This window comes from Caulobacter sp. DWR2-3-1b2 (assembly GCF_049896345.1).
Lineage (GTDB): Bacteria > Pseudomonadota > Alphaproteobacteria > Caulobacterales > Caulobacteraceae > Caulobacter.
The window spans coordinates 424,340-446,710 of sequence record NZ_JAFCUC010000003.1; the positions used below are offsets into that span (position 1 = coordinate 424,340).

The 22,371-nt window shown below is 65.5% G+C and carries 18 protein-coding genes and 3 pseudogenes; 6 read left to right on the plus strand and 15 right to left on the minus strand.

Going from position 1 to position 22,371, the window contains the following annotated elements; genetic code table 11:
* Position 1 precedes the first annotated feature (1 nt).
* From ACP694_RS11290 to ACP694_RS11340, 11 genes and pseudogenes are all read right to left on the minus strand, one after another.
* On the minus strand, positions 2 to 4,354 hold the full coding sequence (locus ACP694_RS11290) for a PAS domain S-box protein (protein ID WP_426012413.1): 4,353 nt from the start codon (positions 4,352 to 4,354) through the stop codon (positions 2 to 4).
* Between the two features lie 143 nt (positions 4,355 to 4,497).
* Positions 4,498 to 4,908, minus strand: a pseudogene (locus ACP694_RS11295) (glutathione binding-like protein); the annotation flags it as partial.
* A gap of 102 nt (positions 4,909 to 5,010) precedes the next feature.
* Positions 5,011 to 5,397, minus strand: a complete 387-nt coding sequence (locus tag ACP694_RS11300) for a hypothetical protein (RefSeq protein WP_426012415.1) — start codon at positions 5,395 to 5,397, stop codon at positions 5,011 to 5,013.
* Between the two features lie 79 nt (positions 5,398 to 5,476).
* Positions 5,477 to 6,247 carry an ABC transporter ATP-binding protein gene (locus ACP694_RS11305; protein WP_426012417.1) on the minus strand — a complete coding sequence of 257 codons (771 nt, stop codon included), beginning with the start codon at positions 6,245 to 6,247 and terminating at the stop codon, positions 5,477 to 5,479.
* Positions 6,244 to 7,050 (minus strand): MlaE family ABC transporter permease, encoded by an 807-nt coding sequence (locus tag ACP694_RS11310; RefSeq protein ID WP_426012418.1) that lies wholly within the window; start codon positions 7,048 to 7,050, stop codon positions 6,244 to 6,246. Before ACP694_RS11310 ends, ACP694_RS11305 begins: the two co-directional genes overlap by 4 nt.
* 1 nt (position 7,051) lies before the next feature.
* On the minus strand, positions 7,052 to 7,573 hold the full coding sequence (gene mlaD / locus ACP694_RS11315) for an outer membrane lipid asymmetry maintenance protein MlaD (RefSeq protein WP_426012420.1): 522 nt from the start codon (positions 7,571 to 7,573) through the stop codon (positions 7,052 to 7,054).
* A 53-nt stretch (positions 7,574 to 7,626) separates the two neighbouring features.
* A complete protein-coding gene (locus tag ACP694_RS11320) occupies positions 7,627 to 8,289 on the minus strand; it encodes an MlaC/ttg2D family ABC transporter substrate-binding protein (RefSeq protein ID WP_426012422.1) in 663 nt (220 codons plus the stop codon).
* Positions 8,286 to 9,041, minus strand: coding sequence for an MlaA family lipoprotein (locus tag ACP694_RS11325; RefSeq protein WP_426012424.1), 756 nt, complete (start codon positions 9,039 to 9,041; stop codon positions 8,286 to 8,288). Before ACP694_RS11325 ends, ACP694_RS11320 begins: the two co-directional genes overlap by 4 nt.
* Positions 9,042 to 9,296: 255 nt before the next feature.
* Positions 9,297 to 9,704 carry a hypothetical protein gene (locus ACP694_RS11330; RefSeq protein WP_426012426.1) on the minus strand — a complete coding sequence of 136 codons (408 nt, stop codon included), beginning with the start codon at positions 9,702 to 9,704 and terminating at the stop codon, positions 9,297 to 9,299.
* A 299-nt stretch (positions 9,705 to 10,003) separates the two neighbouring features.
* The gene (locus ACP694_RS11335) at positions 10,004 to 10,393 is read right to left on the minus strand and encodes a response regulator (protein WP_426012428.1); all 390 of its coding nucleotides are present in this window, start codon (positions 10,391 to 10,393) and stop codon (positions 10,004 to 10,006) included.
* Entirely contained in the window at positions 10,390 to 11,460 is a 1,071-nt protein-coding gene (locus tag ACP694_RS11340; RefSeq protein WP_426012430.1) for a sensor histidine kinase, read from the minus strand. Before ACP694_RS11340 ends, ACP694_RS11335 begins: the two co-directional genes overlap by 4 nt.
* 328 nt (positions 11,461 to 11,788) lie before the next feature.
* On the opposite strand from ACP694_RS11340, the gene ACP694_RS11345 reads away from it, so the two are divergent.
* A complete protein-coding gene (locus ACP694_RS11345; RefSeq protein ID WP_426012432.1) occupies positions 11,789 to 12,433 on the plus strand; it encodes a Crp/Fnr family transcriptional regulator in 645 nt (214 codons plus the stop codon).
* A 196-nt stretch (positions 12,434 to 12,629) separates the two neighbouring features.
* Positions 12,630 to 13,265 carry a type II toxin-antitoxin system HicB family antitoxin gene (locus tag ACP694_RS11350; RefSeq protein WP_426012433.1) on the plus strand — a complete coding sequence of 212 codons (636 nt, stop codon included), beginning with the start codon at positions 12,630 to 12,632 and terminating at the stop codon, positions 13,263 to 13,265.
* 48 nt (positions 13,266 to 13,313) lie between these two features.
* Here the strand turns inward: ACP694_RS11350 and ACP694_RS11355 are convergent, their stop codons facing one another.
* Entirely contained in the window at positions 13,314 to 14,072 is a 759-nt protein-coding gene (locus tag ACP694_RS11355) for an N-formylglutamate amidohydrolase (protein WP_426012435.1), read from the minus strand.
* 35 nt (positions 14,073 to 14,107) lie between these two features.
* Between ACP694_RS11355 and ACP694_RS11360 the strand changes: the two genes are divergently transcribed.
* On the plus strand, positions 14,108 to 15,070 hold the full coding sequence (locus ACP694_RS11360; RefSeq protein WP_426012437.1) for a transglutaminase family protein: 963 nt from the start codon (positions 14,108 to 14,110) through the stop codon (positions 15,068 to 15,070).
* A gap of 17 nt (positions 15,071 to 15,087) precedes the next feature.
* Entirely contained in the window at positions 15,088 to 15,891 is an 804-nt protein-coding gene (locus ACP694_RS11365) for a transglutaminase-like domain-containing protein (RefSeq protein WP_426012439.1), read from the plus strand.
* A gap of 379 nt (positions 15,892 to 16,270) precedes the next feature.
* On the opposite strand, the pseudogene ACP694_RS11370 reads toward ACP694_RS11365, so the two are convergent.
* Positions 16,271 to 17,146, minus strand: a pseudogene (locus tag ACP694_RS11370) (glycosyl hydrolase).
* 154 nt (positions 17,147 to 17,300) lie between these two features.
* On the opposite strand from ACP694_RS11370, the gene dinB reads away from it, so the two are divergent.
* On the plus strand, positions 17,301 to 18,377 hold the full coding sequence (gene dinB, locus ACP694_RS11375) for a DNA polymerase IV (protein ID WP_426012441.1): 1,077 nt from the start codon (positions 17,301 to 17,303) through the stop codon (positions 18,375 to 18,377).
* A 32-nt stretch (positions 18,378 to 18,409) separates the two neighbouring features.
* Positions 18,410 to 18,535, plus strand: a complete 126-nt coding sequence (locus ACP694_RS11380; RefSeq protein WP_426012443.1) for a hypothetical protein — start codon at positions 18,410 to 18,412, stop codon at positions 18,533 to 18,535.
* On the opposite strand, the pseudogene ACP694_RS11385 reads toward ACP694_RS11380, so the two are convergent.
* A pseudogene (locus ACP694_RS11385) lies at positions 18,532 to 19,071 on the minus strand (antirestriction protein ArdA). The gene ACP694_RS11380 and the pseudogene ACP694_RS11385 sit on opposite strands and share 4 nt — an antisense overlap.
* A gap of 748 nt (positions 19,072 to 19,819) precedes the next feature.
* The gene (locus ACP694_RS11390) at positions 19,820 to 22,255 is read right to left on the minus strand and encodes a response regulator (RefSeq protein WP_426012445.1); all 2,436 of its coding nucleotides are present in this window, start codon (positions 22,253 to 22,255) and stop codon (positions 19,820 to 19,822) included.
* Between the last annotated feature and the right edge of the window lie 116 nt (positions 22,256 to 22,371).

The following is a 22,371-nucleotide window of genomic DNA, read 5'->3' on the forward strand; positions in this document are numbered from 1 at the left end:
ATCAGACGCCCGCCTTGCCGTGGGTCCCGTCCGCACCGTGGTCGCCGGCTTCAAAAGGCGTGTCGTTCCAGTCCGTGCAGGCGCTCACCGCGCGGATGAGTTCCAGCGCCAGGATGGGCTTGGAAACCAATCCGTCGAAATCGGGGTAGTCCTGGCCTTGTCGATCAGCGTCGGCCGTAAAGGCCAGGATGGGCACGTTTTGGTTCGGTCCGAGCCCCGCGCGAATTTTCCGCAGGGCGTCGGGGCCCGACAGACCCGGCATGCGCAGATCCATCAGGATGCAATCGAACGGCTGCAACTCCGCAGCCTCGACCGCCGCCTGGCCGCTTGCCGCTTCACCAACCTCGGCGCCCACGCTCTCCAGCACGGTGCGGGCCAGCTCCCGGTTGACCAGATTGTCATCGACCACCAGCACCCGGACCCCGTCCAGGCTTCTGAACTGGACGTCGTCCTGCGTCGCCTCGGCCTGGGCCGCACCGATCGGCGCGGCGACGTGGAACGAGAACACCGAGCCCGCGCCCGGGACGCTGATGGCGGCGATACCGCCGCCCATGGCCTCGGTCAGGCCCTTGGAGATCGCCAGGCCAAGACCCGTTCCGCCGTGTTTGCGAGTCGATGAGGCGTCCACCTGCGAGAAGCGCTGAAAGAGCTTCTCCAATTGGTCGACGCTCATCCCCGCTCCGGTATCCTCGACCCGCACGCACAAGCGCTCGGCTGCCGCCTCGTAGGCGACGACTAGGCGAACCGAGCCGCGCTCGGTGAACTTCACCGCATTGCCGATCAGGTTCAGCAGCACCTGCCGCACGCGATCGGGGTCGATCATCACAAGGTCAGGCAACTCGCCCTCGGCCTCGCACTCCAACCACAACCCCTTCTCGTCGGCTTGGGGCGTGAACAGGGCCAGGGCGTCACAGGCCACCGACAGAGGCGAGACCGGCTGCGGTGATATATCGACCTGGCCCGCCTCCAGCTTGGAAAAATCGAGGATGTCATTGACGATCGCCAGCAGGGCCTGGCCGGCGCTTGAGACCCGCTGGACGAAACGGCGAGACAGCGCGTCCAGTTCGGGGCGCTGGGTCAGCAGGCCCGAGAAGCCGATCACCGCGGTTAGCGGCGTACGGATCTCGTGGCTCATATTGGCCAGGAACTCGCCCTTCACTGCGGCGGCGACCTCGGCCTCGGCGCGCGCGGCGGCCAGGGCCTCCTCTTGCACCACCTGCTGTGTCACGTCGCGGATCACGTCGAGGAAGCCGGTCGGCGCCTCGGTGACCGGGTGTCGCAGAACGGACGGATTGGACTCCAGCCACACGAATTGGCCAGTAGCCTTGTGCAGCACGCGCCAGCGCACCCGTTCGGTGGGGCCCCCCGTAATCAGGTTGCGATAGACCCGCCGAACCCGCTGCCGTTCGTCCGCATGGGCCAGGTCGGCGGCGCTGCGGCCCATCAACTCGGGGGGCGCATAGCCGGTCAGGACCTCGCACGAGGCGGCCACGAACGTGATCGCGCCGGTCAGGTCGGCGGTCAGGATCATGTCCGTGGTGTTCTCGGCCATCAGCCGGTAGCGCGCCTCACTGTCCTTCAGGGCCGCCTCGGCCTGACGCCGGGCCGTGAAGTCCTCGATCTGCGAGATGTAGTGGCGGGGCGAGCCGTCGGGATTGTCGACGCGCGAGACGACCAGCTGCACCCAGATGATCGATCCGTCCTTGCGGAAATAGCGCTTGTCCATCCGGTAGGTGGAGATCAGGCCGTCGCGCAGGTTCGCAAAGAGGTCGAGGTCGGCGTCCAGGTCGTCGGGATAGGTGATGGCCTGGAAGTCCAGAGCCAGCAGTTCCTCCTTGGAATAGCCGATCATGGCGCAAAGGGTCGGATTGACCTTGAGGAATCCGCCATCCAGACCCACCAAGGCCTTGCCGATCGCCGCGTGTTCAAAGGCGTTCTCGAACAGCTCCAGTTGAGCCCGGCGCTCGCTGATATCGTGCATCAGGGCGGTCATTTCCCAGCCCGCCGCGTCGCGCACCGCGCTGACGGCAAGCTCGATAGGGAAGTCCGCGCCGTCCTTGCGCCGGGCCATCAGCTCGACGCGCTGGTCGATGTTCTCGCCCAGCCGCGCCCCAAGGAAAGCGTCCAGATCGGCATCACCGCCTGGCAGCAGCATCGCGATTTCAGCCCCGATCGCCTCGTCGCCGCTCCAGCCGAAGGTCAACTCAGCGTGCCGGTTCCAACCGGTGATCACACCGGTTTCATCGGCGGTGACGATGGCTTGGTGCGCATTGGCGATGATGTTGCGCGCCCGGTCCTCGCTCGCCCGCAACGACAGTTCCAGGTTGCGCACCGCGGTGACGTCCCAATTGGTGCCGACCATCCGTAGCGCCGAGCCCGCGGCGTCGCGGACCACCGTGGCGAGAGCGCGGATCGACCGCACCTCGCCGTCTGGCCGAACAACCCGGAACTCGGTGTTGAAGGGCGCGTCGTTGTCGACGGCCGCCTGGGCGGCGATCAGCTGATCCTGGCGATCCTCAGGATGCAGGGCGGCGGCGAACCGTTCGAACGTCAGATCCTCGCCCGGCTCCACACCATAGAGCGCGTGCATCTTGTCGTCCCAGACCAGGGCGTCGGTCTGGAGGTTCCGTTCCCAGATGCCTATCTGCCCCGCCTGGGTGGCCAGGAGCACGCGTTCCGACATCGCGCGATAACGGGCCTCGCCCTCGGCGCGGACCGCGTCGGCCATGACGCGATCGGTGATGTCCATCATCGTGCCGAACACCGCGACCACGGCCCCGGCCGCGTCACGCTCGCAATAGCCATGGCCTTCCAGATAGCGCGTGCCGCCATCCGGCAGGAGAACACGCGTCACGGCCGACTTCCAGTCGACGCCCTGCTCGAACGCCAGCCGGGCTCGGGTTCGTTGCGCCGCCCGGTCGTCGGGATGAACGGCTTCGACGAAGTGCTCGACGCGGGGCACGGCGTCAGGGTCGAGCCCATAGAGGGTGGCGACATGCGGCGACCCGGTCACCTCGCCCGAGCCGACCTCGATGCGCCAATGACCGATGCCGCCAACCTCCTCGGCCAGGGCCGTGAGGCGCGCCATCCGGTCGGCCTGCTCCTGCAGCGTGCGGCGTTCCGTCACGTCTCGGAAGACGTTGACGATCTCCAAGGGCCGCCCCGCGGCGTCGCGGATGACCTGGGGGTTGCCTTCCAGCCAGATCCAGCGGCCATCTCCGGTCAGGAAGCGGTGCTGGCGATTGCCGGCCGTGTCGACCACGCCGGCCCCCAGGACCGCCGCATTGGCCCGAAAGCGCTGCAAGTCATCGGGGTGGACGAGGGTGTCGCCGGTCGTGCCGATCATCTCCTCGGGATCGCGGCCCATGGCCCTAACGGCGGGCGACACGTAGAGCAGCACCCCGTCGAGGTCGGTGCGCACGATGATGTCGGAAGTGTTCTCGGCCAGCAACCGGTAGCGGGCCTCGCTGGCGGTCAGGCTATCGAGGCTCATGACCTGCTCGGTAACGTCCTGGAGCAGGCCGATCAGTGCGACCACTTCGCCCCATTCGTCGAATTCGCAGCCGGCCCTGGACTGCACGATCCGTGTCTCGCCGTCCGGACGGATGACGCGCGCCTGGAAGCTGCCCTGCCCCTTCGACGCGATTGCGGCGGCCAGTTGACCCTCGACCAGGGGCCGGTCATCGGGATGGAAGGCCTGCAAGCCGGAGGCGAAGGGCGGCGCATGGGTCGCCGGATCGAACCCGAGGGTCTCATAGACCAACGGAGACCAGAACAGGTCGCCGGACACCACGTCATAACGCCAGTGAGCGACGGCGGACATGGTCTCGGCCAGGCGCAGCAGGCGGGATTGCTCCCAGCTCAGGCGCGTGACACGAACCCGTTCCAGCTCGTCGACCGCGATGCCGGCCAAGGCGCGCAGCCGGTCAAGTTCCCGCTCGGTGGGGCGCGGCCGAGGCTTCATGTCGACGATGCAGAGGGTGCCGAGATTAAAGCCCTGCGGCGAGGTCAGGACGGCGCCGATATAGAAGCGCACACCCATGTCGCCCACGACCGAAGGGTAGCTCGCGAAACGGGGATCAAGGCTCGCGTCCTCGACCACCATCACCGCGTTCGGCTCCAAGGTGATGGCGTGGGCGCAGAACGCCTCTTCGCGCGGCGAGGAGCAGATATCCAAGCCCACGCGGGATTTGTACCACTGCCGATCCGCATCGGTCAGGGAAACCAGGGCGATGGGGACGTCGAACAGGTCGGCCGCCAGGCGGGTCAGACGGTCGAAGGCGATGTCTGGCGATGTGTCCAGAACGCCATAGTCCTGGAGGTCCCGCAGGCGTCGCGCTTCGTGGTGATCCATCTGCCCCTCCGACAGCGCCGGCCCGCTCGCCCGACCTCGCGCCGCATGGTCAACGAAACGCGTTAAGATTACCTGTCACGTTCGTGCGCGTCGGCGGGGCGGGGCCACCCCCGAGGGTAGTGGACGCATGGGACGCGACCCTGGGGGCGTTTCGGCAGCTCCAGGCCGCGTTGCACGGCCGGGCGAGCCAGGCTTCGCGCCAGCCAGGCCGGTACGTTCTCAAGGATGGCCTAGTCGACCAGGTCGCCCGCGTCATAGAAGCCGATCAGGTTACGCACCCAGCCCAAAGTGGCGATGTCGGCGATGGTGTAGTCGTCGCCCATGATCCAGTCGCGGCCCGCCGGCCGGGTTTCCAACACGCCCAGCAAGCGCCTGGGCTCGGCGGCGTAGCGATCGCGAGGGCGCTTGTCTTCGTATTCGCGACCGGCAAAGCGGTGGAAAAAACCCAGCTGGCCAAACATCGAACCGATCGCCGCCGTCTGGAAGAATACCCATCCCAGGGTCTCGTAGCGCGCGGCCGAATCCGCCGGCAGGAACTTGCCGGTTTTTCGGCTAGAGCATTTTTCGAGCGAAGTGGTTCCGGTTCGCGTGAAGAAAAATGCGTCAAAACAGAAGATTAGAGCTCGCGGCCTGACGCAGTCAGGTCGGGAAATGCTCTAGAGGTATCCCGGAAGACAAGCAGTGCTCGGACGAGCTGACTCGCGGCAGCAAGCGGGTGCTGGTAGTCGAGGACGACCCCGCCGTGCTGGCCAGATGCCGGTGTCCTCGACCGAGAAGGCGAGCACCTGGCCCCCCTTGTTCAGGTGGTCATTGCCCAGCGCCCAGCCGTCGGCGGCGCGGGCGATGGGGAGGCGCACCGAACCTTCCTGGGTGAATTTGGGGGCGTTGGACAGCAGGTTCTTCACCTGCTGCAGGCGCTTGTCGTCGGTGTACATTGAGCGCGGCAGGGCCGGGGCGATACTGACGAAGAGGTCCAGCCTCTTGTCCTGGGCCAACCGGGCGAAGGTGCGGTCGGTCTGGTCGCGGAGGCTGGCGAACGACATCTCGCCGATATCCAGCGTGACCGTGTCAGCCGACGACGACCGCCACGAGCGCGACCGCCAACGAAAGGCGCGCTGTCGCCTAGACCGCGCTCGTCATGGGGCCGAGGGAGCGCCCGTCCACGAACTGGCGCACATAGGGATTGTCGGTAAGGTCCAGCTCTGCGGGCGAGCCGGTCCAGACAATCTTGCCGTCGTGCAGCATGGCGATCTGGTCGCCGATCGTCCGGGCCGAAGCCAGGTCGTGGGTGATCGACACCGCCGTGCAGCCCAGGCCCCGAACCTGATCGACGATGAGCTCGTTGATCGCCGCCGAGGTGATGGGGTCCAAGCCTGTCGTCGGCTCGTCGAAAAAGAGGATCTCGGGATTGGTCACCACGGCCCGCGCCAGGCCGACCCGCTTCTGCATGCCGCCAGACAGCGACGAGGGATAGGAGTCGGCGACGCCGGCGCCCAGCCGAACACGGCCCAGCGCCTCGATGGCCCGTTCCTTGGCGTCCTTGCGGGACACGCCGTCGGCGTTGATCAGGCGAAAGGCGACGTTCTCCCAGACGCTGAGGCTGTCGAACAGGGCCGCGCCCTGGAACAGCACGCCGATGCGCGAGAACAATTCGCGCCGCGCCTTGCCACCCAGGGCGTTGATGTTCTGGCCATCGACGAGCACCTGGCCGGCGTCGGCCTGCATCAGGCCCATGGCCACCTTGATGGTCACGGACTTGCCCTGGCCCGAGCCGCCGATGATCACCAGCGAACGGCCGGCGGCGACACTGAGATCCAGTCCGTCCAGCACCGGCGCGCCGCCGTCGAACCGTTTGCGGACACTCCGCCACTCAAGTTTGGCGATATCAGTCATGCGCGGGTGAACAGGGTTGTGAGGAAATAGTCGGAGGCGAAGATCAGGATGGCTGACGACACCACCGCATGGGTGGTCGCCCGGCCGACCCCGCGCGCCCCGCCCTTGGCGCTATAGCCGTGATAGCAGCCCATCAGCGCCACGATGAAGCCAAACACGGCCGCCTTGATCAGGCCCGACCCGACGTCCCACAGCTGCAGGAAATTGGCGGTGTTGCGGATGTAGACCGTCGAGTTGAAGTCCAGTATCCGCACCGCCACCAGCCAGCCGCCGGCCACGCCGATGATGTCGGCGACGAGGGTCAGCAGCGGCAGCACCAGGGTCGCGGCCAGCAGGCGCGGCGCGACCAGGTAACGAAACGGATCGGTCGAGAGCGTGCGCATGGCGTCAATCTGCTCGGTGGCCCGCATGGCCCCGATCTCGGCCGCGATGGCCGCCGAGACCCGGCCGGCCAGCATCAGGGCCGCCAGCACGGGTCCGAGCTCGCGCGTGATCCCCAAGGCGACGATCTGCGGCATCACCTGCTCGGCGTTGAACCGCCCGCCGCCGGTATAGATGTTCAGGCCCAGGGCGGCCCCGGTGAAGATCGCCGTCAGTCCCACCACCGGCAGCGAGAAGAAGCCGATGGCGACCAACTGGCGCAAGAACTGCTGGGGAAACCACGGCAGGGTGAATACCGAGATCAGGCCGCGCAGCGCGAACACCCCGACCGAGCCCACCATGCGCAGAGCGGCCAGTGTCGAGTGTCCGATGACGCGGAAGGGTTTGAAGACGGCGGGGAGCGCCGCGACACCGGCGGTCATCTCAGTAGCTTTCCGCCGGCACGGTCGCGGCGGCTGGAACGGCGGGCGTCGCGGTCGGCGCAGCCTCGGTAGCGGCGCCCTGCGGTCGCATCACCGAGCCGATCAGCCCGAACAGATCCACGGCGCCTTGGGTGTTCTCAATCTCGCCGCCCGGCTTGATGTTCCCCATCGCTCCGCCTGGCGCGATCGATACGTGAACGCCGCCCAGCAGGCTGTCGCTGGTCACCTTGGCGGTGGAATCGGCCGGCAGCTTGACGTCGTTGTCCAGGCTCAGCTTGGCGACGGCCAGGAAACTCTTCGGATCCAGTCTGATTTCCGAAACAGTGCCGACCTTGACCCCCGCCACGCTGACGGCGGAGCCCGGCGCCAACGAACCGACCTGGCCAAACCTGGCCGTCACCTCATAGCCGCCCGGCTTGGTTCCCACGTCGCCCACGCTCAGCGAGTAGACCAGAAACCCCGCCGCGAGGACGAGGACGAGGAGACCCATCAGGGTCTCGGCCCATTGTTCGCGCAAGCCCATATCCTTTCGAAGCCAGCGGGGCGGCCGCCCGAACGGCCCGCCCCGGTCTTGGTCTATTTGCGCGCGGCGGGACGCCGGGCGTCGCGCTGCAGCTGTGAAATCAGCACGTCGACATTGCCGCCGGCGTTATCGATCGTCGAAACGAAGTCCTGCTGCTGGGTGATGGCCAGCCACACCCCCTTGAACTGCACATCGACCACTTTCCACGACGCTCCGCCGCCCATCACCCGCCAGGCCACCGGCACGGGCTGACCCACCTGGCCGCCGGAAATCACGGTGTTGACGATCACGTCGCCCGGCTTGCGAACGGTCGAGCCCGTCACTTTCAGTGTCTCGCCGTGATAGTCGTCGATCCGGTTCTGATAGACGCCCTCGGCATAGACGCGGAACGCGGCGGAGAAGCGCTGGCGCTGGTCCGGCGTGATCGTCCGGGCATACTTGCCCAACACGAAATTGGTGATCTTCGGCACGTCGGCCAGATCGTCGATCGCCGCGTGGAAGGTCGCCTTCTTCTGCGCGACGTTCTGGCCCTTGTCGGCTAGCACGCCAATGACGCGCTGGGCCTTGACCTGCACAAACTGCTCAGCTTGCGGGCTGCGGCTCGCTTGCGCCAGGCCGGGCGTGGCCTGCCACAGCACGCCGAGGCCGGCGAGGGCGGCAACGGCCATGCGGCGCGTGGGGTGGGATTTCATGGAGGTCGCTTCCAGATCGGTCATGGTTTTCCTGTCGGGCTCAGCGTGGCGGGCGCATTGGCGGGCGGCGCGTCATCGAAGTCCGGCAAAACCTGAACCTCGCCCGTGGCCTCGCGCACCAGGGCCTCGCGATGCTGTCCATAGGCGGATCGCGCGGCTACGTAGGGGTCGAGCGAGTCGTCCAGCGCCCGGAAGGCGTTGTCGGCGCTGCTGCGCGTATCGACGGTTTGGGCGACCAGGCGGGTCGCGCCGAAAGTGGTCTTCCAGCCGCCGCCGACCATGGCCACCGGATCGGTCGCGAAGTCGAATACCCGGCCCACGCCCTCGCGGAAATGCAGCGGCCCCATGATCGGCACATAGAGATAGGGGCCGGCCTTGACCCCATAGCGGCCGAAGGTCTGGCCAAAATCAGCGTCGTGCGGCGGCAGGCCCAGCTTGGCGGCCACATCGAACAGGCCCAGCAGGCCGATCGTCGAATTGATCAGGAAACGCGAGCTGGTGACGCCCATGCGCTTGGGGTGACCTTGCAGGATGTCGTTCAAGGCGGTGCTGGGCTCGCCCAGATTATAGACCACCGCGCTGACGCGATGTTGCACCGGGGTCGGCGTCACCTTCATGTACCCGTGGGCGATCGGGCCGATCAAGGCTCGGTCCACCCCCATGCTGAAGCCATAGCTGGCGCGGTTGACGCGCTCGAGCGGATCATAACCAAGCTGCTCGTTGGCGGGGACTTGCGCCACGCTTTCGACGACCGTCGAGGCGGCGCCTTCGGGCAAGGCTTGCGCTCCAACCGGGGACGCTGAAAACGCCAAGCCGCTCGCCACGAGCAAGCCCGCGACCCGCGAGAGCGAAAACAGGTTCGAGTTTCTCGCCAAAGCGCCGATCATTCCAGTCTCCTGCCGGAGACCGGCACGGGGCATGTAGGCGCCGCGACAAGCTAAGCAAGTGCGGCGCGGCCTCCTTCACGTCATTCCGCTCACTGGAATACGCGCCCGCCCCCGTCTGGATGCATCTCCGCCGCTTGCCATCCTTCACTGCCCCGGAGCGACTCGCCAGACCGTGTTGGAGAGATCGTCGGCGATCAGCAGGATCCGCTTCTTCGGATCGAAGGCGACACCCACAGGGCGGCCGCGCGCATGGCCGTTCTGATCGAGAAAGCCCGTGACGAAGTCGACCGGCTTGCCCGCCGGCTTGCCACCCGAGAACGGGACCCAGACGACCTTGTAGCCAGAGAGGTCCTGCCGGTTCCAACTGCCATGCTCACCCACGAACGCGCCGTGGGCGAAGGCCCCGCCAAAGCCGCCGTCCCGCGCGAAGCTTAGCCCCAGCGCCGCGACGTGCGAGCCCAGCGCGTAGTCGAGGACGAGTATCTGCTGGCCGACATCCTGGCCGACGCGCTGACCGACCTCGGCGCCGAGGTGGTCGGCCCCATCGGTCAACCGGCGCAGGCCATCGCGTTGATCGAGACCACGCCGGTGGATGGCGCGGTGCTGGATATCAACCTGCGCGGGGAGATGGTCTATCCACTGGCATGCTCACAAACTTCGGCGCTCCGTATGTTTTCGCCACCGGATACGAGCAGGATTCCATTCCGACGAGGTACGAGGACGTCACGATCTTGATCAAGCCCGTGGATGTTTGACAGTTGAAGTCGCTGCTCTTGGCGGAGCGCGGATGATCCTGACGCCCGCCCCTTGGCCGCTGAGGCTCGCCGCGCCGAGGCTCAGACTTCCGAGGCTCAGACTTCCGAGGTCTCATGCTTGCGGCAGGCTCTGGCGACAGCGTCGATCAGCAGCCGGGGATCCACCGGCTTTTCAAGCAGCTCCACCTCGTTGAAATCGTCGGGCAGGACCTCTCGCCCATAGCCGGTGGCGAACACGAAGGGCACGTCGCGCTGCTTCAGCGCGCGGGCCATGATAAACGAAGGCCCCTCACCCAGATTGATGTCCAGGACGCCGCAATCAACCCGGCCTTGCGCCACGCGTGAGAGACTTTCGGCCACGCGCGCATAGGGGCCGGCGACATTGGCGCCCGCCGCCGCCAAGACCCGGCGGGTGTCATCGGCGAGATAGTAGTCGTCCTCGACCAGCAGCACGTCCATGCCAGCAAGGCTCTTTGAAGTCGTCATGCGTCGTCCCCCGCCGTCGTCGTCACGCCCCCCACACTTGAGGACCCCATCGCGGCGACGGGCGCGAGCGGGAAGGCGATCCGACAAACCACGCCGCCAGGGCGAAACTCTATGTCGGCTTCGCCCGCGAGTTCGTAGGGTAGTCGACGTTTCAGCAGATTAGTTCCGAAACCCTGCCGACGCGGAGCCTGGCTGGCGATCGCGACGCCCGACTCCATCCACACCAGTTCGAGTTGTTGCCCTCGCGCTCCAGCCTGATCCAGCTTCCAGGTGATGTCGAGTTTTCCCGAGGCTTGGGACAGGGCGCCGAATTTCGTGGCGTTGGTCGCCAGCTCGTGGATCGCCAGCGTCATCAGGTCAGCCGCCTTGGGCGGCAAGACGATCTCGGGTCCGCCAAGGTTCAGCCGGTCCTGATCGGCGCTCTGGGTCAACAGCTCGTCGCGGATCATGCCTTCGAGATCGACACCCGCATGGGGATTGCGCAACAGCACGCCATGGACGCGCGCCACGGCGGCGATGCGGCCGTCCAGGTGGGCGGCCAGATCCTCCACCGTGTCGCTGCTCTCCGCGCTTCGCGCGACCAGCGACCTGACCACGGCCAAGAGATTGCGCACGCGATGCTGCAGTTCGCTGATGGACGCGCCCGCGTCGAGCCTGGCTGGACTGGTCACTGGAAAGGCCAGCACCAGCATCGCGCCCACCTGCCCGCTCTCGTCGCGGATCGGGGCGCAGGACAGATTGAACGCTGGCGTCCCCGGCGATGCGCCGATCGTCCAGCCTTGGCTGGCCAGCAGGATGCTGCGCCCGGCGAACACCTCGCCCGCCGCCTTGGCCAGGCTGCTGTCCGGATCATCCCGCTTGAGGGATCGGCCCAAGGCGCGGGTGGCCGCCGAACCATCGCGATAGAGGGCGTCGAAAGCGAGGTTGTGCATCTGCACCAGCTGTGGACCGATGAACAGGGCGCCCGGCGCGCCGGCGCCCAACATGAGGTCGATGGCCGCGCAGAGGCTACCCGGCCAGTCCGCGCGCGGGCCCAGCGGCGTCTGCTCCCAGGGCAACGCTGACAAGCGATCCGCGCCTGGGCCGTTCATCGCTCCCGCAAGCGTCGCCATCGTCCCTCGCTGTGTTCAGAACATCATAGCATTCCGGTCCAAGGAAAAAAGCAACGCCACCGCCCATTCCGACTCGACCTAGCTCTCGCATCGGCACAGGGTATGTTCGGGACGGGGCTCGCCAAGTGTTGGAGCGAGTATGCGCAAAGCAGGGTTCGGAAAAATACTGCATCCGGCGTTGCTGTGAAGCTCGCTAGAGGACTGAACCGTGGTGAGCGCTAACTCTCATTCCACGTTGACGTCAACCGAGCGCAGCTTCACGCGCCGACTACAGGCGTTCGGCGTGCAGGACAGCGAAATCGCGCTTCTGGACACGCTGCTGCATGCGCCCGTCGGCTATCAGACGGGCGAGGTCTTGCATCCATCACGGCCGGGCGCCCCGCCATTTTTCTTGCTGTCTGGATGGGCGTGCCTGTCGCGGGAACTCCACGACGGGCGCCGTCAGGTGGTGGCGTTCCTGCTTCCTGGTGATGCCGTGGGGTTTGATTTGCTGACCCAATCCCGCGAAAGCACGAAAATCACCGCCGTGACGGCCGTGAGCGTTCAGCGGGTCCGGCCATCATTGATCGGCCAGATCACGGGATCACCCGGTCTGAGCCGCGCTCTGGCCATCGCGTCGGATCAGCAGCAGACACGGCTGATCAATCAGGTAGTGCGCCTGGGCAGGCAAACCGCCTACGAGCGCTGCGCGCACCTCCTTCTGGAGCTTCATGCGCGCCTGGCGGAGGTTGGCGAGACCTATGGCGACAGCTTTCGCCTGCCCGTGAAGCAGGAAATTCTGGCGGACGCTCTGGGCCTCAGCCTCGTTCACGTCAATCGGACCCTTCAACAATTGCGGCGCGACGGCCTGGTGGAGGTGCACGGTGGCTTGGCGATCCTGCAAGACCGCGCGGCCCTTGCGGAGATCAGTGAGTTCCGCGCGCTCTAGCCTGCGCGGCGTCGCAACGGGTGGCCCCGGCGAAGGAACGCGGGGGCCGTGCTCCGCCAAAGTTGGGGACGAGGCTCGCAGGCCATCACTTTGGCGGCGACGCAAGACTAGCGCGCCTCAATGTTCCCTCCCTCCCCTTGAAATTGCGCAAAACTACACAATTTGCTCAATCAGGCTTTCGTGAAGGGATTGGGTCATGTCCACGGTTATCTATGTCGCGCTCGTTTCCGGCGGTCAGGCGGACGGCTACAAGGCGCACTTCCACGACCTTCCCGACTGCGCCGTCAGCGGTGGCGGCTTGGCCGAACTGCTGATCAACGCCCGGCAGGCGCTCATCGAACGCCTCGAAGCGTTCGAGACGGACGGCGACGCCTGGCCGTCCGCGACGCCGATCGAACAGATCACGCCTCAGGTCGGCGCGATGCCCATCCCTGTCGATGTCACGGTCGATGATCCCCCTATCCGCGTGAACATCTCGCTGGGTGAACGGCTGGTGCAGCGCCTGGACGCGGCGGCTTCGGCCGGCGGCATGACGCGTTCGGGCTATATCGCCAAGGCCGTGCGCGTCAGCCTCGGCGAGGGGTCGCAGGCGCAGGGGGACTTCGACGCGGTTAGTCGGCGCCTGCAAGACGAGCTGAGCGTCCTGGGCCGCCGGATCAATGACAGCATCGGTCCGGATTCGGCGTTTACCCGTCGCATGAACGAGCTCGACGAGCGGCTCTATGAGGGCGTTCGCAAGGCGGCCGATAACGTCTCGGCGGCCATGGCCCGCAAGCTCGATGACGCCAAGGCCGCTGGCGGCGGAGAAACTCCCGCGCCGGCAGCCAGCTGAATTCGGCGTCACAGGCCACGGGGTGGCGCTGAAAGGAAAGGCGCGAGGTTAGCGCGCTCGCCCCTCATGTTGGCCGGCCGCAAGGACGGGCGCGAGGAGATCGGCGACGCGCGCCTGCCCTTCGGCGTCCGCGATCAGATCTTGCCGAACCTCCAGCTCGAGATAGTCCAGTCCGCGCGCGTCGGCGTGGTGGGGGATCGTGAAATCCGTGTCGTCCATGGCGTAGGGCTGATTGTCACCCACATCGTCTCCGGATGCGGCGGTAAGGGCCTGGAGCACCGCGGCCGAAAACGCGGAGTCACGCCGGTGCAGGACACCAAAGCGCCAGGGCCGCGCACTGCCCGCGAGGGTGGGAGTGAAACTGTGGAGGGAGACGATGAGGGTCGGCCGCTCCGCCCGGCGATCGAGCTCGGCGGCGATCGCCGCATGATAGGGCGCGAAGATCTCGGCCTCCCGCGCACGGCGCGCCGCGGCGTCAAGCGCGAAATTGCCCATCACCGCCGCGCCGTCGCTGACCGCCGGGATCGACCCCGCCGCGCCGCGCCAGCGGTTGCAGTCGATCACCAGCCGGGAATAGGTCTGGCGAAGGAACACGGCGTCTAGTCGGCCAGCCAGGCGCGCGCCGAGGCCCGCGACGCCGATGTCCCAGGCGATGTGGCGCTCCAGTTCGGCGGGGTCCAGACCCAGATCGCCTAGCCGGCCTGGAATGAGTCGCCCGGCATGATCGCCCAGCAGCAAAATATCCGAAGAACCGCCCGGATTATCGACAGCGACCGGATCAATGTCGCCCGCGACCAGCAGCCTCATCGACGCATCGCCCGAGTCTCCCTCACCTTGCTGCAATGTCGATCCTCTCGATCCGTCATCTGACTCGTTATCGCTATCGCAAGCCGGTGGCGTTTGGCGAACACCGCATGATGTTTCGACCGCTGGAGAGCTATGACCAGCGCGTGATCAGCACGGAGCTGGTGATCGGTCCCGAGCCCAGCCAAGTCCGCTACGTCCATGACGTGTTCGGCAACTGCGTCACCATCGCCCGCTTCGCCGAGCGGGCCAGCGAACTGTCGTTCGAAAGCCGCGTGACTCTCGATCACCGACCCCTGCCCGCCTTCGCCGGGGTCGACGGCGAGATCGAGGCCTATGGCGGCACGATGCCCTTCGCCTATAGCCCCGAAGACATGCCCGACCTGCTGCGATCGATGGAGCGCCAGCACCCCGATTCCGAAGGCGCATTGGAGCGTTGGGCGCGCAGTTTCCTGCGCCACGACGGCCGCACCGCTCTGCAGACCCTTCTGGCCGATATGACCCAGGCGATCTACAGCGAGTTTCGCTATGCCCCGCGGCTCCAGGGCCACGCGCAATGCCCCGCCGAGACCTTGGCGCTGCGCACTGGAACCTGCCGCGATTTCGCGGTGCTGATGATGGAAGCGGTCCGTTCCCTCGGCCTGGCCGCCCAGTTCGTCAGCGGCTACCTCTACTGCCCACCGCGACCGGCCGGCCTGCCCGCCAAGCTGGGCGGCGGGCACACCCACGCCTGGGTGCGGGTCTACCTGCCGGCCTGTGGCTGGGTGGAGTTCGACCCGACCAACGGCATCGTCGGCAACGCCGATCTGATCCGCGTGGCGATCGCTCGCGATCCCCGCCAAGCCCTGCCCCTCTCTGGGGGATGGTCTGGTGAAGCTGGTGATTGCCTGGGCATGGAAGTCGAGGTCGAGGTGCTGAGCGAGCATGATCGCGCCATGGCCTCGACTTCACCATTCGCTCAGCAACCCCAGTCAAGCACGGACGTTGCCCTGGCCAGCTAGACCCTCAGGACAACGCGATGCGCATCAAGGCGGGCTTTCAGATCACCTATGACTGCCCGGCGCCCACGCCGATGTTGTTGATGCTCAACGTCCATCCCGACCGTCAAGGCCACCTGGAAGCGCCCGACACCATCCGTATCGACCGGGACGTCCGACTCTCCAGCTATGTCGACGCATTTGGAAATCTCTGCAGTCGGGTCGTGCTGCCGCAAGGCCGTTCGGTGATCGCCGCTGATTTCATCGCCCGCGACAGCGGGGCGCCCGACCCGGTCCTGCTCAACGCCCCGGCCTCCCGAATCGAGGACCTGCCCGACGACGTGATCGTGTTCCTGCTGGGCAGTCGATATTGTGAGACCGACACCCTCAGCGACCTGGCTTGGTCGTTGTTTGGAAACATTCCCCCCGGCTGGGCGCTGGTCCAGGCGATCGTCGATTACACCCATGACCGCATCGCGTTTGGCTATGCCCATGCCAGGGCGACGAAATCCGCCTGGCAGGCCAATGAGGAGCAGCGCGGTGTCTGTCGCGACTATGCCCACCTCGCCATCACGCTCTGTCGCTGCATGAACATTCCCGCCCGCTACTGCACCGGCTACCTTGGCGACATCGGAATTGCGCCCGTCGATGCGCCCATGGATTTCAGCGCCTGGTTCGAGGCCTATCTCGATGGCGGCTGGCGCACCTTTGATGCGCGCCACAACACCCCTCGCATCGGCCGCATCCTGATGGCCCGCGGCCGCGACGCAACCGACGCGGCGATCACGACCGCATTTGGACCGGCGCTGCTCCAAGGCTTCGTGGTCGAGACCGACGAGCTTTGAGGACGTAGCCAAGACGTGAACAGGCTCGGTCCATCAGCAAACGCGATCGTCACTGGGGGGTTGGCGGAGACGGAGTCCGCCCTATCCAATTTTTTCTTCCGCTATTTCAATGTGTTATAAAGACGCAGTTTTCGCTATACACGGTTCTATATACGGTTTTGTCGCCAGCTTGTTGGGGCGTGAATGCGTTCCGGGATGTGCGGTCGCTTCTTCTACGCGGGATTCTGCGGCGGCGGCGGGAATCCTTCAAAAGCTCACCCCCGGCCCCCCGAACGGCTTGGGCAACTCGTCCTTGGTCAGATATCACCGCGAGCCGTAGTAGCCTTCAGGCGTGCAGCGTCATTCTGGGTTGGATCCGTCAGCCATCGCGTATGCCAGGTCATGAACCAAAACCAATCGGCTTCGGGCCAATCAGGGCTGGATCCGGAATATGGCCGTTCTCGTGCAAGCAGATCGGCACGCTGCCGCCGACGATGTCTTTGACCTTGCCGAACATCGGGGCGAGGTTGCCGTGATCCTCGGCATAGATGTCGGCTCCGGCGACATCGACGCGTTCACGCCCCGGATACCAGGCCGGATCGACATTCTGGCCCGACCAACCCAACACCCAGATCAGGTTGCCCAGCCCACGACGATAGGTGAACTCGTCGTACATCAGCGCCCAGAGCGCCTTGAACGCGTCGGGGCCGTGCTTGCCCCACCAGAACCAGTCGCCCGAAAATTCGTGGAGCGGTCGCAAGAGCACCGGCACGCGCCGATCGCGTAGGACGGCCAGCAGGTAGCCGATCTGCTTCAGATCACGATGCAAGGCGATGTTCTGCGGCGTGCCGGGCTTGAGCGCGGCGACGAGGTCGAAGTCCTTCTTGGAATTCTCGTAGCCCGCGCCGATATCGGGAGCGCCCCAGTGTCAGCACAGGGTGACGATGCCGCCCGAGCCACGCCAGGCCGTGACGCGGTCATTGACCGCCGTGTTGTCGCGGGGATCGATGTAGTCCAGACCGAGGATCGCGGGCTGGCGACCGGTCACCTTGGCGATGTCGTCGAGCTCGAGCGGGGTGGCGTGGCCCACGCCTTCCTGCTGGCCGGTCAGGGTCTTGCGGCCGTAGAGGCTCCAGAGAGAGCTGTAGAGGGCGCGAGCCTCGTTCGAGGCCTGGGGATTGCTCAGACGGCGCGGCGGCGGATCGGCCCAAGATGTCGTACGCCCGGCGGCCAGTGCGAGGGCCGAGGTCAGCGTCGTCCGCCGCGGAACCTCCATCAACCGACCTGCCCTATCTATGCCTACCTCACCGAGCGGAGCAGAGCTCGCCCATCCCTCCCGGTCAACCCGACGGCCGCTGGCCGGGGGTGAAGCTAGGCTCAAGCAGCGAACAGTTCCTGTTCCGTTCTCCCCTTGCTAGACTGGAGTCGCCATGACCGCGCCCCCTCGCAAGATCATCCATATCAACATGGACGCCTTCTACGCGTCGGTGGAACAGCGCGACGATCCCAGCCTGAAGGGCCGCCCGCTTGCCGTTGGCCATGGAGCGCGACGCGGAGTGGTGGCCGCCGCTAGCTACGAGGCGCGCCAATTTGGGGTGCGTTCGGCCATGCCCTCGACCACGGCGCTGCGCCAGTGTCCGCAGCTGGTGTTCGTGCCGCCCAGGTTCGAGGTCTGCAAGGCCGTCTCACGCCAGATCCACGAGATCTTCGCCGATTATGCCGACCTGATCGAACCGCTATCGCTGGACGAAGCCTATCTGGATGTCACCGCCAATCGCGCGGGCCTGGCCACCGCCACCGACACGGCCAAGGAAATCCGCGCCCGCATCCTGGAGGCCACGGGCCTGACGGCCTCGGCGGGGATTTCTTACAACAAATTCCTGGCCAAGCTGGCCTCCGACCAGCGAAAACCCAACGGCCAGTTCGTGGTCGCGCCGGGCAAGGGCGAAGCCTTTGTCCAGACCCTGCCGATCGGCCGCTTTTATGGCGTCGGCGCGGTGACCGAAGCTAAGATGAAGCGCCTGGGTATCCACACCGGCGAGGACCTGAACCGCCAGTCGCTGACCTTCCTGCAGCAGCATTTCGGTAAGTCTGGGCCTTGGTACCACGCCATAGCGCGCGGCGAGGACCATCGCCCGGTCAATGGCGAGCGAGTGCGCAAGTCATCGGGCTCGGAGACCACCTTCGAGACCGACCTGACCGACCCGGCCGCCATCGAGGCGGAGGTCCTGGCCTTGGCCGACAAGGTCTGGGGCTGGTGCGAGACCGCCCAGGCGTTTGGCCGCACGGTGACGGTGAAGATCAAGTTCGCCGATTTCCAGCAAGCGACCCGCAGCCGCTCGGCGCCCGGCCCGGTGGCGGACCGCGAGCACCTGCGCCGCCTGGGCCGCGACCTGATCGGCTCGGTCCTGCCCTCGCCCAAGGGCGTCCGCCTGGTCGGGGTGACGGTGTCCAATTTCCAAGCCGCGCCGGCCGAGCGCCTGCCCCAACCGGCGCTGATCGGCTAGCGCGCCGTTCCGCCCTGCTCTAGGTTCTCTCCATGCCCCCTCGCCTTCGCCCCACCGCCCGCCTGCTGACCCCCGCCGGTTGGGCCAGCCTGCTCGCCGTGACGCTGATCGTCGGCGCGGCCGCCTGGGCGCTCATGTACCTCCTGCCCGGCGCCTAGCGCGACCAGAAAACATGGACCTCGTCGTGGGCGGTCTCCACGGTGAAGACCTCCCCGTTCAGCCGCGCGTCCCGCCCCATGGCCTCCCAATCGATATAGAGGCGCAAGGCCTCCGGGATGGTCAGGGTTTCCTCGGTCATTTCCTGATAGCAGTCGGCCAGGCTTTCGAAGACGCCACGATAGTCCTCGTCCAGTGCGCTCGCCGCAGCATCCACGTCCCCACAGAAGTGCTCCAGCACCAAGGCCCCCAGGGTCCCACGCTCGCGCAGGAAACTGGCGATCGCCACCACCTTGTCGACCCCGGCATATTCGGCGATCTCAACCCCGCCAAAGCCCTCATGATCGTGAATGGCGTACTCCTCGGCGCCCGCCACGGGCTAGGCCTTCAGCATCGCGTTGGTGGCGTCTCGCACGGCGTCGGCGTCATCCTCGACATCGATCCAGACGCCGTGCAGCCAGCCGTTGTTATAGGCCGCCAGACAGGCGACATGGATGCGGGGTTTCAGCTTTTCAGTGGCTTGTCCCATGATCTTCATCCTTAAAGCAGGGGTTCAACATGAACCCTTGCCCGTCGGCGAGACCGGGGGTGCAAGCGGAGGGGCGGCTTCGCGGGGACCCGGCTGGCAGGCCGGCAAAGCCGGCCGAAGCTGGGCGGAAGACGATCCAAAGCGCGCCGAGGGCGGAGCCCCAAGCCCTTCGTCGCCCCTGACGGCGGCTGCTCGTCACCCTTATGGCTTATGTTGTTGGTCCTCGTCAGGCGACACGTCGGACGTTGGAACCGGGTGATGGATCGTGCGCTTTCCTCGGCCGACATGGATTTCGGTCTACTCGGATCCTCGATTCACGCCCTGAAATGATGGGGTTGCACCCGGTGCTGGCAATGCTGGCCGCCGGAGCAAAAGCACATGCAGATCCTTGAGAAGGGTGGTGAACTGCCTCTAGAGCATCATCAGCGGCATCGTAACGGACCAAACCGGCCGCCTGCAGCAGCGACAACGGCCAACAGCGCATCGCCCGCGACCCCACGGGACCAGCGCGCCGCTCAAATCCCCATAGGCTGCTACCGCCATCCCGCGGGTCAGACTTCGAGCTTTCTCAGACACCCGCCCTCGGGGTCAGCCCCGTCGCCGCGCCTGGCGGGCGTCCAAGAAACCTAAACAGATGCGGAAACTCAGTCGGCTCCAGATTCCGGACGTTGAGCCGAAAGCCGCAATCGCGAGCTCCGGCCCGAAAACAACATGCGCCGGGCTCCGCGGTTTGTCGTTAGACCGCGACTACAAGGTCCTAGAGGTCTCGATCTGCAACCCGTTGGAGCAACCCAAATAGCTCATCAAGCCGTATGGGCTTATCGAGGTGCCCATCCATGCCGGCTTTGCGGTACTCGACCAAAAACTCGCTCGCCGCGTCGGCCGACAGAGCTATGATCGGAGTTCGCGATCGGCCGTGGGCCTCTTCCCAGAGACGCATCGCCCGGGTCGCTTCGATGCCGTTCATCTCAGGCATCCGAACATCCATCAGCACGAGATCGAACTTGCCGTCCTGAAAGGCGCCTAGGGCTGCGGCCCCGTTGGCCGCTATTTTCAAGTCAAACCTGGTACCTTCCAGCATGGCGGTGATGAGTTGCTGGTTGGCGGCGTTGTCCTCGGCGAGAAGAATCCGCAGAGGCTCGTCTACCGCCACGTTTTCAACCGTTTTGAGGTGGGTCAACCGAACCATGGGCTCGCCGCCGCACGTAGGCGACAACTGGCTTTGCAACTGTCCGTCCTCCAACGTCCATTCAAGCTTAAGCAGCCGTCCCAGAGCGTCCAGCAGCTCTGAGTTGTCGATGGGCTTGCTTATGAAGGCGTTAGCTCCGCCGGCGAGCGCACTGCTCTCGGCATGTTCGGGGCTGTCGGCTGAGTTCGCCAAGACAGCGATGCCCTTCAAAGAATCCATCATGCGCAGCATGGCCGTTGTCTGAAGCCCGTCCAGGACGGGCATCCTCAGGTCCATCAAGATCAAGTCAGGCGATACGGCTTGCGCCCGCTGCAGCGCCTCGACGCCATTGGCTGCGATGGAAACTTCAAACCCGAGCTGGATCAGTAGATCCCGGACAACGTTACGGCTGTCGTTGTTGTCATCCACCACAAGTACGTGGCGGCGGGGGCCGGAATATCCCCGGACCTGCTCGATCGCCAACCTGCCAGCCGCTGCGGGTCGTTCTGCCAGAGGGAATGTCACGTCGAACCAGAAACTTGTGCCCTGCCCGACGCGGCTGCGCACTTCGATGCTGGAACCCATCAAATCAGCGAACTGCCGGCTTATCGTCAGCCCAAGCCCCGTACCGCCCTCCTGAGTGCCCACGGCGCCCACCTGCTCGAAGGGGCGGAAGATTAGCTCCAGCTCGTGCTCTGCAATCCCGGGGCCGCTGTCCTGGACTTCAAATCGGATGGTCGCGCTCTGTTCAGTGCGCCGCAAGTGGCTCACCACCAGCGACACCCTCCCCTCCTCGGTGAATTTGACCGCATTAGACAGCAGGTTCAGAAGGATCTGACGCAGGCGCTTTTCGTCGGCCTGAACGGCGCTGACCACGTCGTCGTCGATCAGACAGTTGAATTTAAGTCCCTTCTCTTCGGCCCGCACGCCTATCATCTCGCAAACGCCAGCAGCCATCGCCTGCAAGTCGGTCGGCGCGGGATGCAATTGCATCTTGCCCGCTTCGATTTTTGAGAGGTCGAGCAGGTCAGTGATTAGGGAGAGTAGATGCTTTCCGCTGCGGTGGATCGTTCGAACCGGCTCCACATGGCCGGCCGACAGGTCAGCGCGCAGGAGCAACTGGGCATAGCCCAATATTGCATTCAGGGGCGTCCTCAGCTCGTGGCTCATACTAGCCAGGAAGTCTGACTTGGCCCGGCTGGCTCGTTCGGCCGCAGCCTTGGCTTGCTTCAGCACGGCTGTGTCCTGCCTGGCCTTTCGGAAACGAACGAGCATGTAAAGCAGCAGCGCTACGCCCCACACGACGAGGATGCCCAGATAGAGTTGCGCAGGCGTCGCGGCCGAACGCCGGAGCTTGATGGAATTGAGACGAAACGCGTACCGCCCAGGCGCAGCTGAGGCCCCGGTCGAGATCTCGATTCCAACGATGTTGTCCAGCTGACGTCTCGCCAACTCGGGCTGAAGATTTTTGCCCTGTAGCCACCATTCAGCGACGCTGAAGTCCTCTGCGTGAAAGACTAGCCTCTGCCCCCCTGGCTTTAGACTGAAATCTACTTTGTTGACTTTATTTGTCGAGCGGTCCCCCGGTTTGGAGTACCGGTCGTCGCGGTTCTTCAGGCCCAGGCGGGCCGTCGACGGGGGTCCGCTATAGGCAAATTCAAGCTCGATGCTGTCTAGGTTACGGAGGTCTAGCCCGGGGCGTGTCCCATATCCGTCGAACGCCACCTCGTAACCACAATACATGCTAGGCGCGCCAGGTCTCAAAGCGCACGTAAAGCGCAGAGGTTTATCTGCATCTTCTAGTGTTGAGGCGCCGCCGCTCGCCTGATCCGCATAGCCGCTGTAAAGGAACTCTCCAGCCGTCGCTTGGGAGATCAGGATGTCGCGGCCGAAAATCTGCCGCTGGAAGCCAATCACGGCTACCGTAAGCAACAGCAGCGCCAGCAGGGTGATTTCGGCCCCGTGACGGGCAATGCTCCCGCTGAGATCGCGCCCGGGTTGCTTCGGAGCCTTCCTGGCTTTCATCTCGTCACCCCCTGTAGCTTTGCTGTGCCTGCGTATCGATTAGCGGTGAACAAATTGCGCTCTCGCGTCCCCAACACCCTGTTGAGGCCCAGCCTTCACAACGGATTTCGCCCCGC